Source organism: Agathobacter ruminis, assembly GCF_002735305.1.
Taxonomy (GTDB): domain Bacteria; phylum Bacillota; class Clostridia; order Lachnospirales; family Lachnospiraceae; genus Roseburia; species Roseburia ruminis.
On record NZ_PDYG01000134.1, the window covers coordinates 139774 to 158906 of the forward strand.

14 protein-coding genes and 1 tRNA gene are annotated in these 19133 nt (G+C 44.7%); 14 read left to right on the forward strand and 1 reads right to left on the reverse strand.

Features of this window, described 5'->3' with window-relative positions; genetic code table 11:
* From hpt to CSX02_RS12780, 4 genes are all read left to right on the forward strand, one after another.
* Entirely contained in the window at positions 1–537 is a 537-nt protein-coding gene (hpt, locus tag CSX02_RS12765) for a hypoxanthine phosphoribosyltransferase (protein WP_031543694.1), read from the forward strand.
* 26 nt (positions 538–563) lie between these two features.
* Positions 564–2393, forward strand: a complete 1830-nt coding sequence (gene ftsH / locus CSX02_RS12770; RefSeq protein ID WP_189281577.1) for an ATP-dependent zinc metalloprotease FtsH — start codon at positions 564–566, stop codon at positions 2391–2393.
* A gap of 315 nt (positions 2394–2708) precedes the next feature.
* Entirely contained in the window at positions 2709–3257 is a 549-nt protein-coding gene (locus CSX02_RS12775) for a transcription repressor NadR (protein WP_031543696.1), read from the forward strand.
* A gap of 527 nt (positions 3258–3784) precedes the next feature.
* Positions 3785–3866, forward strand: a tRNA-Tyr gene (locus tag CSX02_RS12780).
* A gap of 43 nt (positions 3867–3909) precedes the next feature.
* On the opposite strand, the gene CSX02_RS12785 is transcribed toward CSX02_RS12780, so the two are convergent.
* Positions 3910–6012, reverse strand: a complete 2103-nt coding sequence (locus CSX02_RS12785) for a hypothetical protein (RefSeq protein WP_099386958.1) — start codon at positions 6010–6012, stop codon at positions 3910–3912.
* A 149-nt stretch (positions 6013–6161) separates the two neighbouring features.
* On the opposite strand from CSX02_RS12785, the gene CSX02_RS12790 reads away from it, so the two are divergent.
* From CSX02_RS12790 to CSX02_RS12835, 10 genes are all read left to right on the forward strand, one after another.
* Positions 6162–6899, forward strand: a complete 738-nt coding sequence (locus tag CSX02_RS12790) for a lysophospholipid acyltransferase family protein (RefSeq protein WP_031542404.1) — start codon at positions 6162–6164, stop codon at positions 6897–6899.
* Between the two features lie 193 nt (positions 6900–7092).
* A complete protein-coding gene (locus tag CSX02_RS12795; protein WP_031542402.1) occupies positions 7093–7341 on the forward strand; it encodes a Veg family protein in 249 nt (82 codons plus the stop codon).
* 147 nt (positions 7342–7488) lie between these two features.
* The gene (locus CSX02_RS12800; protein WP_099386959.1) at positions 7489–8289 is read left to right on the forward strand and encodes a flagellar hook-basal body protein; all 801 of its coding nucleotides are present in this window, start codon (positions 7489–7491) and stop codon (positions 8287–8289) included.
* A gap of 16 nt (positions 8290–8305) precedes the next feature.
* Positions 8306–9124 (forward strand): flagellar hook-basal body protein, encoded by an 819-nt coding sequence (locus CSX02_RS12805; RefSeq protein WP_031542398.1) that lies wholly within the window; start codon positions 8306–8308, stop codon positions 9122–9124.
* A gap of 18 nt (positions 9125–9142) precedes the next feature.
* Positions 9143–9529, forward strand: a complete 387-nt coding sequence (locus CSX02_RS12810; protein WP_031542397.1) for a hypothetical protein — start codon at positions 9143–9145, stop codon at positions 9527–9529.
* A gap of 96 nt (positions 9530–9625) precedes the next feature.
* A complete protein-coding gene (gene recD2 / locus CSX02_RS12815) occupies positions 9626–11833 on the forward strand; it encodes an SF1B family DNA helicase RecD2 (RefSeq protein ID WP_099386960.1) in 2208 nt (735 codons plus the stop codon).
* Between the two features lie 181 nt (positions 11834–12014).
* A complete protein-coding gene (locus CSX02_RS12820) occupies positions 12015–13079 on the forward strand; it encodes a carbamoyl phosphate synthase small subunit (RefSeq protein ID WP_031542391.1) in 1065 nt (354 codons plus the stop codon).
* Between the two features lie 13 nt (positions 13080–13092).
* Positions 13093–16335 (forward strand): carbamoyl-phosphate synthase large subunit, encoded by a 3243-nt coding sequence (carB, locus tag CSX02_RS12825; protein WP_099386961.1) that lies wholly within the window; start codon positions 13093–13095, stop codon positions 16333–16335.
* Positions 16336–16497: 162 nt separating this feature from the next.
* Complete coding sequence (locus tag CSX02_RS12830) at positions 16498–17724, forward strand: hypothetical protein (RefSeq protein ID WP_189281579.1); 1227 nt, start codon at positions 16498–16500, stop codon at positions 17722–17724.
* 153 nt (positions 17725–17877) lie between these two features.
* Complete coding sequence (locus CSX02_RS12835) at positions 17878–19086, forward strand: HD domain-containing phosphohydrolase (RefSeq protein ID WP_099386963.1); 1209 nt, start codon at positions 17878–17880, stop codon at positions 19084–19086.
* Positions 19087–19133: the final 47 nt, after the last annotated feature.

Below are 19133 nucleotides of genomic sequence, written 5' to 3' on the forward strand. Positions count from 1 at the left end.
ATGGATTTATCACATCATAAGATTTCTGTTCATCTTTCCGAGCAGGAGATTATTCGCAGAACTGCAGAAATAGGCGCTGCAATCACCAAAAAATTCAAGGGTGAGAGCGTATTCCTGGTAGTTATCTTAAAGGGGTCCATTTTCTTTGCAACCGACCTTGCAAAACGCATTGAATTGCCGATGACAATGGATTTTATGACCGTTTCAAGTTATGGCAGCGGTACAGAATCATCCGGAAATGTACAGATCAAAAAGGATCTCGAGCATTCCATTGAGGGCGAGAATGTCATCATTGTCGAGGATATTATTGATTCGGGCAATACACTCAGCCGTCTGATTCCGATGTTAAAGGAACGCAATCCGAAGAGCATGACACTGTGTACACTTTTGGACAAGCCGGATCGCCGCGTGGCAAAAGAAGTGGTAGTTGATTATACCGGATTTGTCATTCCGGACAAGTTTGTAGTCGGATACGGACTTGATTATGATCAGAGATACCGCAATCTTCCTTATGTCGGATTTGTGGAAGATATTTAATTGGACCAGATAAAGGAGAAGCAAGATTGAATACAAAAAGCAGAAATACGGGAGGCGGATTTTTCGTTTATGCGATTCTGATCCTCATCGTGGTATTGGTATGGTATTGGATGGGAAATCACAGAGCCACAAGCTCATATACCGTATCTGATTTGAAGAAAGCGTTGGAGCAGGAGCAGGTAAAGACCATTACGGTTATCCAGAATCGTGAAGTGCCGACCGGAAGTCTCGAAATTACAATGGATGATGAGGCGCATACGACAAAAGTCTTGTATACCTCAGATGTCAATGAAATGCAGGAACTTGTCAATTCTTATCATTTTGACAAGCTGTATGTGGAAGAAATCCCGCAGGAAAGCTGGATTATGAAACTGCTTCCATATCTTTTGATTTTTGGAGCATTTTTCATTTTATTTATCATCATGAGCAACAATTCCGCAGCGCAAAGTGGCGGAAGCCGCATGATGAACTTTGGCAAGAGCCGTGCAAAGTTGTCGACGGAGGAAGACAACAAGATTACGTTTGCAAATGTTGCCGGCCTCAAGGAAGAAAAAGAAGAACTTGAAGAAATCGTAGATTTCCTCAGTGCACCATCCAAATATACGATGCTTGGCGCGCGAATTCCGAAAGGCGTTTTGCTGGAGGGCCCTCCGGGAACAGGTAAGACTTTGCTGGCAAAAGCAATTGCAGGCGAGGCCGGTGTGCCGTTCTTTTCCATTTCCGGATCGGATTTCGTCGAAATGTTTGTCGGTGTTGGAGCATCCCGTGTGCGCGATCTGTTTGAGGAGGCAAAGAAAAATGCCCCTTGTATCGTATTTATCGATGAGATTGATGCGGTAGCAAGACGCCGTGGAACCGGTATGGGCGGCGGACATGACGAGCGTGAACAGACATTGAACCAGATGCTGGTAGAGATGGATGGTTTCGGTGTCAATGAAGGCATCATCGTGATGGCAGCAACCAACCGTGTAGATATTCTTGATCCGGCAATTATGCGTCCGGGTCGTTTTGACCGCAAGATTGTAGTCGGTCGTCCGGATGTCCGTGGCCGTGAAGAAATATTAAAAGTGCATTCCAACAACAAGCCGCTGGCGGAGGATGTGGACCTCGCACAGATTGCGCAAACCACAGCCGGATTCACCGGTGCGGATCTTGAAAATCTGATGAATGAATCTGCTATCTTTGCCGCAAAGGCAGACCGCAAATTTATTTTAAAAGAGGATATTCAGCGCGCATTCGTTAAAGTGGGAATCGGCGCCGAAAAGCGCAGCAAGATTATCTCCGACAAGGAGAAAAAGATTACCGCATATCACGAAGCCGGACATGCAATTTTGTTCCATCTGCTTCCGGATGTCGGACCGGTTTATTCCGTATCCATTATTCCGACAGGTCTTGGAGCAGCCGGCTATACCATGCCACTGCCTGAGAAGGACGAAATGTTCATGACCAAAGGCAAAATGCTTCAGGAGATTATCGTTGACCTCGGTGGACGCGTGGCGGAAGAACTGATTTTTGATGATATCACAACCGGCGCATCGCAGGATATCAAACAGGCGACCAAGCTGGCAAAAGCGATGGTGACAAAGTATGGCATGTCAGATTCCATCGGACTGATCAGCTACGGAGAGGATGAAGAAGAAGTATTCATCGGTCGTGACCTTGCACATGCGCGTGGCTACAGTGAAGGTGTTGCTGCAAAAATCGATGATGAAGTCAAGAAGATTATCGATGACGCATATGCAACCGCCCGTCGCATGATTGACGAGAACAGAAGCATTCTCGATGCATGTGCACAGCTTCTGCTTGAGAAGGAAAAAATCGGCAGAGATGAGTTTGAAGCCCTTTTTGCTGACTAAATTGTGCAACATTCTGAGGGGTGTAAAAAAGCTGGTACCAAAGTACTGTACAATCTGTACATAATGACCCATAACTTTTTGTGAAGTTTGTGCACACTTATTGGTATACCCGTGGTATTATAATACCTGTAAAAACCCCCCAATACATTATATAGTTTTTGCTATACCCCATAGTAAAAATACCTTCTCCTAAAAAAGACAGCGATCGTAGCTGTCTTTTTTACTTTATACGGACTTCTCAAATCCGGGGATAATGTGATACAATGTAGAGCGGATGTGTAAAGACACATGCAAATATACCAGAGGAGTTCATTTATGACCGGAGAAGAACGCAGAGATTCGATTATTACCAATCTTAGAATTGCACAGAAGCCTTTGAGCGCATCCTCACTGGCAAAAGAATTTGGCGTGAGCCGCCAGGTAATCGTGCAGGACATTGCTCTGCTGCGCGCGAACGGAAGCGAAATCTACGCAACCAACCGTGGCTATCTGCTGATGAGCAAGAGTTCCCGCCCACAGCGTGTCTTTAAGGTTTTTCATACCGAAGAGCAGACACGTGAGGAAATGCAGTGCATCGTCGATCTCGGCGGTCGTATCGAAGACATTTTTATTTTTCACCGCGTCTACGGCGTTGTGAGAGGTGATCTTCATATTGCATCCCGCAAAGATGTGGATGATTTCATGAAACTGATGGCCGGCTCGGAATCGCGTCCTCTGAGCGATGCGACCAGCGGTTATCACTATCATACCGTATCGGCCGAGCAGGAGAGCACCCTTGACCTCATTTTTGAGGAACTCGGCAATCGCGGATTCCTGGCAGGGCTCCAGGATTACGAACCTGTCAACTTCTGGGAAACCAAATAAAAGATTACCATTTACAGCCTGTTTTATGATAAACATCCTCAGCCCATAAACCCGGTACCCCCTTCACATTTTTGCGAATATTTAAGGTTTTCAATATGCAAAAGGCGAGCATCACACATGTGTCTTTTGATGAATGAACCATTTTGAAAAAGGTTTATGAAGTGGCGGACACTTAATTTATTGATATTATGTACTCCTCAGTCTAAGGGATACCCGGGTTCAGACTCCGTTTGCATAGCTCACTCCGATTCACCCGGGTATCCTTTAGATGAGAAGTACATATACGATCGCTTTGTGTGTCCGCCAACGATAAACTTTTTTCAAAATTGTACAGGCATTCAAAAGACATATGGTAATCAGGATGCGAGCTTTTGCATATATGAAAACCAAAATATTCTTGCAAAGTGAAGGGGGTACCGGGTTTATGGGCTGAGGATGTTAGGCAATACACGCTGTGAATGGTAATAATAAAAGAGGATTATTTGCTTGTGTAGAGGTGACAAGTGTGATATAATTCTTGATTGTCAGGGCAGATTCCCGAGTGGCCAAAGGGGACAGACTGTAAATCTGCTGCACATTGCTTCGGTGGTTCGAATCCACCTCTGCCCATAGAAAAAGAATCGCTCAAAGGAGCGATTCTTTTTTTGTGCGATTAATGAGCTTTTAGAATTTTTTCCCATGGCATGACAGCCGGCCAATCGGTGGTATCGAAGCCATCCCGTATGCAGGAACAATAATATTTCAGCTTCTTAAGACGGGCATCATTGAAGTAGTAGGTCAGGATGAAATCAGGGTCGTCGCTGACTGCATAATTGGCAGCTTCCCCGAACAGTTCGGCACGGTCTTCGGTAGGATAGGTGGTGCCATAGGCATCGACGAAATATTCTGCGTAAGTGTAGTACGGTTCGTAGGAAGTGTAATCGCTGTAATCGTAGCTGTATTCAAATCCTTCCGGATTGTAGGATGCCCATTTGGTTTCGGAATAGAGCGCATCCATAGTGCTCCATACGGAGCGATAGTCGAGACGACTGTCAATCATGTGGGAGAATTCATGGTTGAGCGTGTAGCTCATGTCCCAGACGAAATTGCAGTCAATGACCATTAGCTTGCATTGGCCAAGTTGGGAAACAAAGGCGCCAGCTTCGGAGAGCATGCCGTCGGCGTCACTGGACAAGGTGCCTGCAAAATAAAAGCGCAGCGAGCTGAGATTGCCATACATCAGCTGCTGAAAGAAATTATCCGGATAGAGTGCAAGAATTTTCTGGAATTGCTTGAGTGCATTCATGGTGGTATCGCTGTGCGTCATGGTTGCGACATTGAATACATCAATCTGGTTCGGAACTTCTTCTCCAAGATAAATTTCAATATTATATTGCTTTTCCAATTTGTTTGCGAGTTCACGGCATTCTGTGAGATCGCCCCAGTCGTAGGATCCGTCATCATAAAAATTGCTGTAAATCGGAAACATCTCCGGATCCTTCTCATGCATCTTCGCCCGATAAGTATATTCCAGTTCATAAAAATTGTCATAGCAGGTAATCGGATCTTTTTTCTTTCCTGCATCACTCAGGTCCCAGACCAAAAGCTGCGGATCGGAGTTCTCCTGATAGATGAAATAAAAGGCGAGATTGTCGGCTTCAAAGAAAGCACAACTTGTCAGCTCACAGGCCTTCTTGGAAAAAGAGAAGGAACTCCTGACGGTGCCGTCTTCCTCATAATAAATGCCATTGCATTTGGTTGGTTTGTCTTCGGAAGTAATCTTTTGATTGAGCACATACGAATGATCTGCAAATATCGTGGCATCTGTAATATCTCTTGCCTCAAAAAAGTAATTGTTTTCATCGCTGTTGACATATTTCCAACACTCATCCGAAAAACTGGTGCAGAGAATATAGTCGTCATCATATACCGAACCGATGTAGGTATCAATGGATTCGACCAGCAGCTGCGCACTGTCATCGGAAGCTCGATAGCTCCAGATGCTCTGCCGCATGGATTTACTGTCTATGCCGGTGATGATGAGCTTTGACTCATCCTTTGACTGAGCGACCAGCTTTGGCGACAGGATGTGTTGAAAAAAGTCGGTCTTGACCGGTTTTGCATTGAGAGTAACCGGCTGTTCCGGAGATGAAATCTCATCCGGAAATTGAATGCTGTAAATATAGTCGCCTGCGACTGAGTTTGCATAGATCGTGTTATTGTCACCCATATAAAAGATGCTCTCAAAATCAGTGCTGATGCCGTTGACCTCAAAGGTGCCGACCAGCTCAAGCTTGTCATCGTAGATCCATATGAGGTTATTGGTTTTGGAGAAGAGCAGTAATTTGCTGCTTCCAAGAACACAGTAGCCGTCGCAGTCGAGCTCGTCATATGGGAGCGATGCGAGAATGCTGTTGCTCCATGGACTGTATAAATCAAAGGACAGTTTGTAATCTTCGTCGGTCAAATCCTGAACCACAATCTTCTTCGTACTGTAAGCCGCCTGACCGACCATCAGGATATGATCGCCGAGTCGAGCCAGATCAATATAAGGTTTTCCGAGAAAATTGTCGCCGGATAATGTATAGAGATTGGAAGATTTGGGAACCGGGGTGGCGTCGTCCCAAAAGAGCGGATTTTCGCGCGCCTCTTCATCTCCCACATATTTGCTTTCGAGATGCGTGATGATGCCGGCTGGATCACAGCCCGTCAGCATCATTGCACAGATCAGAATGAGTGCAATCGCAGATTTTTTTCGAGTTCCGTAGTTTGTCATATTTTGTCTCCAAACAAAAAATAGTAATTCTGATTTCAGTATAAAACACGAGAAAATCTTATGCAATTTATTTCTTGACGGGACGGCAGAATCTTGGTGTAATAGTAGGAGACATTCCGGACAAGGAATGGAAGAAAGTGAGAACCAATATGAGATCAATTCTGGCTGTAATATTTGTATTCTTTTTCCTGGTATTCAATTTACCGGTGATGTTTGTACTTTGGATTGTCGGGAAATTTAACCGCAAGAAGGCCGATCTGGCGGAACTGGCGATTGTCAATTGGGCATTCCGCTGCGTGATGTTTATCTCCGGCGTTAAATTAAAAGTAAAAGGCCGCGAAAATATTCCGGATGATGAGCCGGTGCTGTATGTCGGAAATCATCGAAGCTTTTTTGATGTCATCTGCACTTATCCGCAGGTCAAGGGCCGTACCGGATATATTGCAAAAGACGGAATCAACAAAGTGCCGATTCTTGGAATGGTCATGAAGAGACTGTACTGCCTCTTCATTCATCGCGATGATATGAAGCAGAGCCTGAAGGTGATATTGACCGCAATTGATTATGTGAAAGATGGTATTTCCATTGCGATTTTCCCGGAAGGCACCAGATGCCATGATACCGATCCCTGTGCCATGCTTCCTTTTAAAGAAGGATCTTTCAAGATTGCATTGAAATCCGGATGCAAGATTATCCCGATGGCGATTACAGGCGCGGGAGATATTCTGGAGAATCATATGCCGTGGATTAAGAAGGGTGTAGTAACCATTACATATGGTACACCAATCGATCCGAAGCAGCTGGACAAGGAACAGCAAAAACAGATTGGCAGCTATGTACGAGATGTAGTACATGCCATGCTGATCGAGGCGTACAATGAAATCTAAAAAAGTTTAATCTAACAATGTGTGAATATAATACGAAAATGTATATTATTCATAGAAAACCCAGAACTGCCGAATAAATATAATTATATAGTACTTATGGACCATTGCCCGCGTTTTATTGCTTTGCTATACTAAAAACACAAGATGTTGTGTTTCATGACACGACAAAAATGCAAAATATGAGGAGGGTGTTATGGAACAGGCAGAAATCAACAAAGTACGCGCGTCCGTGCATCAGCAGTGTGGCAGCAGAGTGAAGATCCAGTTGGATCGCGGACGTAACAAAGTTGACATTCAAGAGGGTGTTATTCAGGAAGCATATCCGAGTGTGTTTACGATTTTGGTGGACGACGAATTGGACCGTAACCCACCACAGTTGCTTTCTTTCAGTTATAAGGATATCATCACCAAAGATATCCGCATGAAACTTTGCAACGGCTAGTTTAGATAACTTAATAGGGAAAATAAAAACATCAGGGGATTCCGTTTCGCTGATGTTTTTTCTTTTTCAAATATGCTAAAATATTATTGAAAGTTGCCGATATACAATTTAGAAACTCTATGCTTTGGCAATCAATGAGGTACAGATATGGTAAAAGGTCTCTATACTGCACATACCGGAATGGTAAACGAGATGAAGCGTCTCGATGTAATGACAAACAATCTGGCAAATGCAGATACCTATGGATATAAAAAAGAAGGAACCACTTCTCATTCATTTGGTGAGAAGCTGGCATATACGGTTCGCGACACATCCAATTACGGACTTGATCGCAACATCGGATCAATTGTATATGGTGTGCATCTTGGAGAAACCTATACCGATTATTCGAGCGGCAGTTTTGAAGTGACAGATAACAAATCTGATTTTGCTGTTGCCGGAAACGGATTCTTTGCAATCGCATTTGAAGACAAGCAGGGACAGGCGAGTGTGAAATTCACACGTGACGGGGCCTTTGTTGTCAATGCAGAAGGTTATCTGGTTACCAAAGACGGAGACCATGTCCTGAATATGACAGGAGCGGTTAACCGCGATGCGGGACCGGCCAACTGGGTGCGGGTTGATCCGACACGAGATTTCGAAGTGGATGAACTCGGATATATTTATCAGAACGATCAGGTGGTTGGCACAATGGGCCTGGTTGATTTTGCAAATTATGATTATATTGAAAAATACGGAGAGAATCTCTACAATCTTGTCGATGGCGGACAGATTGTGGTGGCAGATGGTTCGATTCGTCAGGGATGTCTCGAGACATCCAATGTACAGGTAGTGGATGAGATGGTAAATATGATTACCATTCAGCGTGCGTATGAAGCAAATCAAAAGGTAATCACATCCATCGATGAGACACTCGAAGTTGCAGTGAACCAAATCGGCAAAGTGTAAAGTGAGGGAATAGCTTATGATGCGAGCACTCTATACGGCAGCGACCGGAATGAAATCAGAGCAGGTTAATGTGGATACCATTTCCAACAACCTTGCAAATGTTAATACAGTAGGATACAAAACAGAGCGTACCGAATTCAAATCGCTCTTATACCAGACGATTCAGACGAGGACCACTTCCGCAAACGGTGAAGAAAAGCCGGTATCTGCACAGGTTGGTCTCGGTACCCGCGTGGTGGCGAATACTTCTATGTACACCCAGGGTTCTCTGACTGCGAGTGAAAGTGCAACCGACTTTGCAATTGAAGGACAGGGCTTCTTCTCTGTGCGGGGTCTGGATGGCAATACTTATTACACCAGAAACGGTAACTTCACATGGTCGCTCGATGCACAGGGTAGAACTTTCCTGGCAACACAGGATGGATATGCAGTGCTGGATACGCAGGGCAATCCGATTTATGTACCGGAAAATGTCAATGCAGAGCGTATGTATTTCTCACATCTCGGTGAAGTGGGATACAAAGATGTCGAAGGCAATGTTACCATGTTGAATCAGCAGTTCGGTCTGTATCAGTTTACAAACCCGAACGGCCTTGAAAAGCGCGGAGATTCTCTTTTGGAAGCAACCGCAGCATCCGGTGCACCGATGGCGGAGACCACGACACAGGGACTGGTACAAAGTAAGGTACATCCGAAATATCTCGAGGCTTCGAATGTATCGGTTGCAGACGAAATGGTAAATATGATTATCGCACAGCGTGCCTACGAATTAAATTCAAAGGCGATTCAGACCGCTGATTCGATGCTGGATACCGCAAACAATCTGAGACGCTAATAGTAGCAGGAGTCGCATATGGATGTAAAAAGCCTACAAAATTCAATCTATACAAATGGCACGAATTCCGTCGAAAAGGCGGGAAGCGACGCACTCAATACCAAAGTTGGAAATCTCTCACAGAATTCTTCCGAAGAAGAGATGCTCGGTGCCATCAAGGAATTCGAATCCTATTTCATGGAAAAAATTCTGAAAGATGTCAAGGAAACCTTCTCCTCCTTCGGGGATGATGAAGAAGAGGATTCAACGATGACACAGATTACGGACATGTATATGGATTCGGTGTATGAGAAACTGGCGGATCAGATGCTTGACGAAGTCGGGGAGACCGTGACGAAGCAGTTGTTTGAGCAGATGAAACGCAATTATAACATTCCACAGGTTCCTGAAACAGAAGAATCATAAAAATGAGCAGATTGAATTTTCAATCTGCTTTTTTATTGCGATTGGGCGGGAATCCATTATAATAATTAGAAAGAAAAGGAAAGAGCATAGGAATCAATGGAAACAATCAATGGATATGTTGATCATATTGTCTGGCGGAATCCGGACAATGGATATACCATTTTAAATTTAATCGTAGACGGTGAAGAACTGACCTGCGTCGGCAATTTTCCTGATATTGCAGAAGGCGAAAATATCGAAGCACAGGGGGATTATACGGTTCATCCGACATATGGCAATCAGTTCAAGGTGGCCAGCTATGAACAAAAGGCGCCGGAGGACGAAGAAGCCATCGAGCGATATCTCGCAAGCGGCGCTATCAAAGGCATCGGTGTCGCGCTGGCGGCACGTATCGTTCGCAGATTTAAGGCTGACACTTTTCGCATCATGGAGGAAGAACCGGAGCGTTTGTCGGAAATCAAGGGGATTTCTGCGCGCAAAGCGATGGAGATTGCCGATCAGGTCAATGAGCGAAAAGACCTGCGTGAGGCGATGCTGTTTTTGCAGCAGTATGGCATTACGATGAATCTCGCAGTGAAAATCTATCAGCGGTATGGTGCGGATGTGTATCAAATGATCCGCGAGAACCCATATCGCATGGCAGAAGACATCGAAGGCGTCGGCTTTCGGACTGCTGATGAGATTGCCATGCGCGTCGGCATTCACACTGATTCAGACTTTCGTGTGTGTTCCGGAATCCTGTATACGCTGATGCAGGCATCCAATGAAGGACATACTTATCTGCCGGAAGAGGAACTGTCGGGGCGTGCCGCGCGTCTTTTGGAAGTGACGCCGGAACTGATCGAATCGCATTTTATGAATCTGGCGATGGACCGCAAAATTGTCATGCAAAATCGTGGAGACGAGGTCTGCATTGCTTCGATGATGTTTCATCGAATGGAAGAAAATTCCGCAGCAATGTTGAAAGCGCTGGATACGCAATATGATATTTCCGAATCGGTCGTGCGCGCACAGATCGCACAAATTCAAAAAAAGACCGGCATCGAGCTTGAAGCACATCAGGCGGATGCCGTGGTGGAAGCGGCGCGCAACGGCCTGTTGATTGTGACCGGTGGACCGGGTACCGGAAAGACTACGACAATCAATTGCATCATCCGTTATTTTGAAGAAGAAGGACTGGATATCTTCCTGGCAGCGCCGACCGGCCGCGCGGCCAAGCGCATGAGTGAGACCACCGGGTATGAGGCACGCACAATTCATCGTATGCTCGAAGTCTCCGGAGGACCGGAAGGCAATGGGGGATTTGAACGGAATGAGCAGAATCCATTGGAGACGGATGTCATTATCATCGATGAGATGTCGATGGTGGATATCACGCTGATGTATGCACTTCTCCGTGCAATCCCGCATGGTACGAGACTGATTCTCGTCGGCGATACCAACCAGTTGCCGTCCGTGGGACCGGGCTGTGTGCTCAAAGATATGATTGCATCCAAAGCATTTCATACCGTATGTCTGACCAAGGTGTTCCGTCAGGCGTCGGAGAGTGACATCATCGTCAATGCACACAAAATCAATCATGGCGAGGAAGTGGTATTGGACAACAAGAGCAAAGATTTCTTTTTCCTGAAGCGCTATGATGCAGATAAAATTATCAATGTCACACTGCAGCTGATTGTTCAGAAATTGCCGAATTATGTCCATGCAACTCCGTTTGATATCCAGGTTCTGACACCGACGCGCAAAGGCAATCTCGGTGTGGAGCGGCTGAACAAAATTTTGCAGTATTATATCAATCCGCCGGAGGACGGCAAAAAGGAATATGAGCATGCCGGACGCATCTTCCGTGAAGGTGATAAGGTGATGCAGATTCGCAACGACTATCAACTTGAATGGGAAGTGCGTAGCAAATACGGGCTAGCCATTGAAAAGGGAATGGGTGTCTTCAACGGCGACATGGGCATCATCGAAGAAATCAACCGGTTTGCAGAGCAGATGACCATCTGCTTCGATGAAAATCACAAGGTAGAATATTCGTTCAAACAGTTGGATGAATTGGAACATGCCTATGCGATTACAATTCACAAATCGCAGGGGTCGGAATATCCGGCTGTGGTAATTCCGTTGATGAGCGGACCGCGCATGCTGATGAATCGCAATCTGATTTATACGGCGGTTACCAGAGCAAAGAATTGTGTGACCATTGTGGGTGATGAACAAACCTTCTATGAGATGGTTGCAAACAATCATGAGCAAAAGCGCTATACCGGGCTTGCGGATAAAATTGCAGGGCTCAATAAATAAAAATGCATATTCTTGTTAAAAAAGATGGCAAAATTGTATTTTTTTGCCGTCTTTTTTGTTTGCTTTTTTCGCACATTTTTCATTGAAAAAACCAGGTCGCTGTGATAGAATTTTCTAAATGCGAGAAAAAGGGCATTCGTCTCTTTTTTTTTGCCCACATATCAACAGAAAGGCAGAATATATGAAAGCATATCTCATCTTAGAAGATGGAACCGTGTTCACCGGAAAGGGCATTGGTTCTGACAGAGAAGTCATTAGTGAGATCGTGTTCAACACTTCCATGACCGGATACCTTGAAGTGCTGACAGATCCTTCGTACGCAGGTCAGGCGGTCGTCATGACCTATCCACTCATCGGCAATTATGGTATTACACCGGATATGGAATCTCAAAAACCATGGCCGGATGGATACATTGTTCGCGAATTATCCCGCAACTATTCCAATTTCAGAGCAACCGGTTCGATTCAGGATTTCTTGCTTGAACATGACATTCCGGGAATTTGCGGTATTGACACGCGTGCCCTCACCAAGATTCTTCGTGAGAAGGGAACCATGAATGGCATGATTACCCGCAATGAGAATTACAATCTGGATGAGATTTTACCAAAGCTTCATGCTTATACAACCGGCAATGTGGTTGACAAAGTGACCTGTGATGAAGTGCATGTCCTGAAGGGGACCGGCAAAAAAGTTGCTTTGCTTGACTTCGGTGCCAAAAATAATATTGCAAAGAGTTTGAATGACAGAGGCTGTGAAGTGACCATTTATCCGGCACGCACAAAGGCAGAAGAAATTCTTGCTGCAAATCCGGACGGCATCATGTTGTCAAACGGCCCTGGAGATCCGAAGGATTGCGGCAGCATCATCGATGAGGTGAAAAAGTTATATGATTCCGATGTGCCGATTTTTGCAATCTGTCTCGGACATCAGCTTATGGCACTCGCAACCGGTGCAGACACCCATAAGATGAAATACGGACATCGCGGCGGTAACCATCCGGTAAAGGACCTCGCGACAGGAAAAGTATATATTTCTTCACAGAACCACGGATATGTGGTTGACACGGATAAGTTGGATCCGGCTGTTGCAACACCGGCTTTCGTGAATGTCAACGATGGCACAAACGAAGGTCTTGCCTATGTCGGCAAGAACATCTTTACCGTACAGTTTCACCCGGAGGCATGCCCTGGACCACAGGACAGCGCATACCTCTTTGACCGATTTATTGATATGATGAGCAAGTAGAAAGGAGCCACAAATGCCTAGAAATCATGACATTAAGAAAGTATTGGTAATCGGCTCCGGTCCTATTGTAATCGGACAGGCTGCAGAGTTTGATTACGCAGGAACCCAGGCATGCCGTTCTTTAAAAGAAGAAGGCGTAGAGGTTTGCCTGGTGAATTCCAACCCGGCAACGATTATGACCGATAAGCAGATTGCAGATCAGGTTTATATCGAGCCATTGACATTAGATGTATTAAAAGAAATTATTTTAAAAGAAAAACCGGATTCTATCTTGCCGACACTTGGTGGTCAGGCGGGACTGAACCTTGGTATGGAACTGGCCGAAAGCGGATTCTTGGAAGAAGCCGGTGTGAAATTAATCGGAACCACGGCCGAGACTATTTTTAAAGCTGAGGACCGCCAGGCATTTAAGGACACCATGGAAAAGATTGGCGAGCCAATCGCCGCTTCCCAGGTTGTAAACAATATCGAAGATGGTATCAAATTCACCAATACCATCGGTTATCCTGTAGTGCTCCGCCCTGCATTTACCTTAGGTGGATCCGGCGGCGGTATTGCTCATAATGAGCAGGAATTAATCGAGATTTTGAGCAACGGATTGCGCTTGTCCCGCGTGGGAGAAGTATTGGTAGAACGTTGTATCGCAGGTTGGAAAGAAATCGAATACGAAGTAATGCGCGATGCAAACGGCAACTGCATTACTGTCTGCAACATGGAAAACATTGATCCGGTTGGTGTGCATACCGGTGATTCCATCGTTGTGGCTCCTTCCCAAACCTTAGGTGATAAAGAATATCAGATGCTTCGTAGCTCTGCTTTAAATATCATCAATGAGCTTGAAATCACAGGTGGATGTAATGTGCAGTATGCACTCCATCCGGAATCTTTTGAATATTGTGTAATCGAGGTAAACCCTCGTGTATCCCGTTCTTCTGCGCTTGCATCCAAGGCGACCGGATATCCAATCGCAAAGGTAACTGCAAAGATTGCTTTGGGATATACCCTTGATGAAATCAAGAATGCAATTACACAGAAGACCTACGCCAGCTTCGAGCCGATGCTTGATTACTGCGTCGTAAAGATTCCACGTCTTCCATTCGATAAGTTCTTAACCGCAAAGAGAACTTTGACAACACAGATGAAGGCAACCGGTGAAGTTATGAGTATCTGCGACAACTTCGAAGGTGCGCTGATGAAGGCAATCCGTTCTTTGGAGCAGCATGTGGATTGCTTACAGTCATACGACTTCTCTGAACTTTCAAACGAAGAACTGTTAAAGCAGTTAGCAGTTGTGGATGATCGTCGTATCTGGGTTATCGCAGAAGCACTTCGTCGTGGTGTAAGCTATGACAAGATTCATGAGATTACCATGATTGACCATTGGTTTATCGATAAGCTTGCAATTCTCGTCGAGATGGAAAAGACATTGATGCTCTGCAATCCGGCAGTTGCAAAAGCAACCGGAACCCATGCAAGAGAACTTACTGCAGAACTTCTTGCAGAAGCAAAACGCATCGAATATCCGGACAGCGTCATTGCGCGTCTGGTTGGAAAGACCGAAGAAGAAATTCGCGATCAGCGTTATGCGAACAATATTGTAGCAGCATATAAGATGGTAGATACCTGTGCGGCAGAATTTGCAGCCGAGACACCATATTATTATTCTGTATACGGAAGCGAAAACGAAGCAGCAGAAACCAAACCGGAAAAGAAGGTTTTGGTACTCGGTTCAGGTCCGATTCGAATCGGACAGGGTATCGAATTTGACTTCTGTAGTGTACATTGTACCTGGGCTTTCGCAAAGGAAGGCTGGGAAACCATTATCGTAAACAATAACCCGGAGACGGTTTCTACCGACTTCGATATTGCAGATAAATTATATTTTGAGCCATTAACCGCAGAAGATGTGGAAAGCATCGTAAACATCGAAAAGCCGGACGGTGCGGTGGTACAGTTCGGTGGACAGACCGCGATTAAGCTGACCGAAGCCCTAATGAAGATGGGTGTTCCGATTCTTGGAACCAAGGCTGAGGATGTGGATGCAGCCGAAGACCGTGAACTCTTTGATAAGATTCTTGAAGAAACCGGAATTCCTAGAGCATCAGGCGGCACGGTATTTACTGCAGAGGAAGCAAAGGAAGTTGCAAATCGCATCGGTTATCCGGTACTTGTTCGTCCTTCTTATGTCCTGGGCGGACAGGGAATGCAGATTGCATTTAACGATGACGAAATTGATGAATTCATGGCAATCATCAATACCTATGCACAGGATCATCCGATTTTGGTTGATAAATATCTTCAAGGAAAAGAAATCGAAGTGGATGCGGTATGTGACGGCGAAGATATCCTGATTCCGGGTATCATGGAGCATATCGAGCGTACCGGTGTGCATTCCGGAGACTCCATCTCTGTTTATCCGGCACCGACCATCAGCGACCATGCCCGTGACACTTTGGTGGAATACACCAAGCGTCTGGCAAGAGCATTGCATGTAGTCGGATTGATTAACATCCAGTTTATCGACATGGATGATGAGATTTATGTCATCGAAGTAAATCCGCGTTCTTCAAGAACCGTTCCGTATATCAGCAAAGTAACCGGAATTCCAATTGTGGATCTGGCTGCAAAATGTATTATGGGACATACCTTAAAGGGTATGGGTTATACTCCGGGACTTGCTCCGACAGCAGATTATATTGCAATCAAGATGCCGGTATTCTCCTTCGAGAAATTGCGCGGTGCGGAAATCTCTCTTGGACCGGAAATGAAATCCACAGGAGAATGCCTCGGAATCGATAAGACCTTCAACGGTGCACTTTACAAAGCCTTTGCAGGCGCCGGCGTGAAACTGCCAAAATATAAGCAGATGATTATGACCGTAAAGGATGCGGACAAGCCGGAAGCAGTTGGAGTTGCAAAACGTTTCGAAGCACTGGGCTACAAGATTTATGCCACAAGAAGTACTGCAAAATATCTGCAGGAGCATGGCGTAAATGCGCTCCGCGTCAACAAGATTTCGCAGGAATCTCCTAACGTAATGGATTTGATCCTTGGACATAAGATTGACCTGGTCATCGATACTCCGACACAGGGACGAGACAAGTCACGAGACGGATTCCTGATTCGTCGAAATGCAATCGAAACCGGTGTGTATTGTATCACTGCAATGGATACGGCAAATGCACTTGCGCATGCGCTTGAAACAGCAGATGCCACAAAAGAACCGGTTGATATCGCAACTGTAAAAAATATATAAGAAAATTTTAGGAAGAAGAACTGCGTAAGCGGTTCTTCTTTTTGTTAGGGGATAGAGTCAATTGACGGAGAATAGTGATTTTTGTATAATTTTTTTGTTCTGAAATTTGTGGAAGTGTTTCGCTCAGTGGGGGCTTCTCATGATGAGAGAAAGGGAAAATATATGACGGAAATCAGTATTGTAAATGGCATGAATGAATATGGATATCAGGGGATGGATTTGGAAATTCCGAAGTTCACTTTTCATGCCTCCGGTAACTTTAGAGAACGGCGAAAAAAGGAAAATTTGTATTTCGGGCGATATGTAGACTACCTTTCGAGATTATACAAACTGGCGGATGAGGCGGAAGACAGTAGAAAAAATTTTGCTGAAATCATCGCATTATATCGAGGTATAAAAACTGTTTGCGATGATTGCGTATTGATGGTGGTCACCGACAATTTAGAAGAAGTGGATGAACTGAAAGAGAAATATGATCTTAAGTTTCTCGGAATTGACATTGGAGATTATTTTGAAGGGTCGTTGTTTTTCGATGAGCGATATGATTTTTTGAATGAATATAAGCTGATATCAAAAGAGGAAGATGCAAAGGCGTATCTTTTGAAACATCCCTCTAGCGACGGCGTTAAGAATCAGATGTATTATGTGTTTCGTTATCCAAACGATAAAGACAAGTATTTCGAGTGGCTTGAAGCACAGCGGGAAAACGTGCTTTCCAATCAGGATATGAATCATGATGAAAAAGTATGTCGGCTTGCGCTGATTCAGTTATATTTATCGGAAGAGGACTATTGGGAAGCGTATGATGTGATCGATGCGAATGCAACGGAAAACGATTTCTATGCGAATTTGTTCGGGGCATACTGGGAAGCGCACTTTTTATTTGACAGACCGGAGAAAATGTTTATCCGTTTACGTGAACAAATAACGCAGTATGATTTGAAAAAGCAAGCGCAAATAAAATATGTTGAGGCATTGTATAAGCGAATGCGCAATGAGAAATTTATCGAAGAATTGCATCAAGCCGTAGCATTATATGACAATATATCCGGACCTGCGATAACATTGATCAAAGAGGATACTTCTTTGAAAAATAAAAAGATACTGCTTGAAAGAATTCGAAATAATGCGGTGATAAAGCCCTATGAGGATGAAGACTGCATAGAGCCGGAGCGGTATTTGGATGAGTTTATTTGTCATAATATTTATAACTCGGAAGAAGAAATGGATAATTTGCTGGCTGAACTGGATAGATTAGAATTAGTGGATAGATCAGAATTAAAAGGGAAAAATCCGCTCGGGACTTTGGAGAATCCAAGCCTTATGAGCGTGCTTGTTGTACTTGCTTTTATTGCTCTTTATATATATTTGGTGGCTTACGTGTTTTAGGGGGCAGAGTCTCGCGAGCGAGACTTGAAGCGGCTGAATATGAATGGCAGCGGAATCTCAGTGGAAAGTGCGTTTTGCGGTTGAAGCAATATTGGAAAGAATGATATATTAGTATCGTGGAGTTGTTATCGTAAATCAAGAAGGAGAAGGGGTATGCAATTTGTAGCAACTGACGAATTGAAAACAGGGATGCGGTTGGCAAAACCAATCTATAACAAGAATGGTGTGTTACTGTATGATATTAATTCGCGACTGACAGTGGCTGCCATCAACAGTATTAAGAATTTCGGATTGATCGGAATCTATATTTTAGAGCCGGCAGAACCGGTTCCGCCGCTTTCACGAGAGGATATCGCGTTTGAACAGATGCAGACCATCTGTATGTTTAAGTTGCGCGAAATCATGGACCAGGTAGTTTCGCGCCAAAAAATAGATTCTTTAAACAGTCTGATTGAGGATATATTGCGCAATTATGGGAAACTGGATCATCGCGTGAATTTTAATCAGAATCTACGCAGTCCGGAGGATTTTATGTACAAGCATGCAATCAGCACTGCGATTCTGGTGGCGATGATTACCAGCCGTTTGTCGTATACGGTGCAAAAACAGCGAACCATGATTGCAGCAGCTCTTTTGTTTGGCGTTGGATACCGATATGTACCGCGTGCCATTCTGGAAAAGGGCGAAGATCTTGATGAATCAGATCGTGAGGCGACGCGCCGGTCGCTTGCGAGAGGACTGGATTTTCTGTCCAACTATCGAGGAGACTTTGATTATTTTCCACGCGCGCTGGCTTTGATGCAGGTGTTTGTATATCACGGCTCGGATGATTTGGGCTCATTGAAACCGGACGAAGATTTACTGCAGATGCGGATGCTGTTGCGTGTGGCAGATCAGTTTGACCGCGCTACGGCAATGAACATTGGACATGCTCCGATCTCTGAAATCGCAGCAATTCGGATGCTTGAGTCTGATCCGTATGAGTATCATCCGGTATATGTGACAACATTATGTGAATGCATTCATATTTGCCCGGGTGCAGCACGCGTGGATTTCGCAGATGGTACAAAGGGGATTGTCCTGGTCGAAAATCCGGTTGATTTTATGCATCCTGTGGTCCTTAGATTTTCGGATAATGAAATCTATGATTTGACGAAACCGGCCGTACAGCGGCTGATACAGATCAAAGATATCATGAAGACAATGGACAATCGCGTGAAGATGGATGCCGATACTATCAAGCAGTTTGTGCCGGATGAGAGGCTGATTGAATTGACGAAAAAATTCCGTGCGGCTTTATATCCTGTAGCATCCGGTCAAAGGACAAAGGAATATAAAGGCGATTTGGTTTCGCATATATAGAAAATAGTACATTTGGTCATTGTGTTTGCCAAAGTGGACTGTTACAA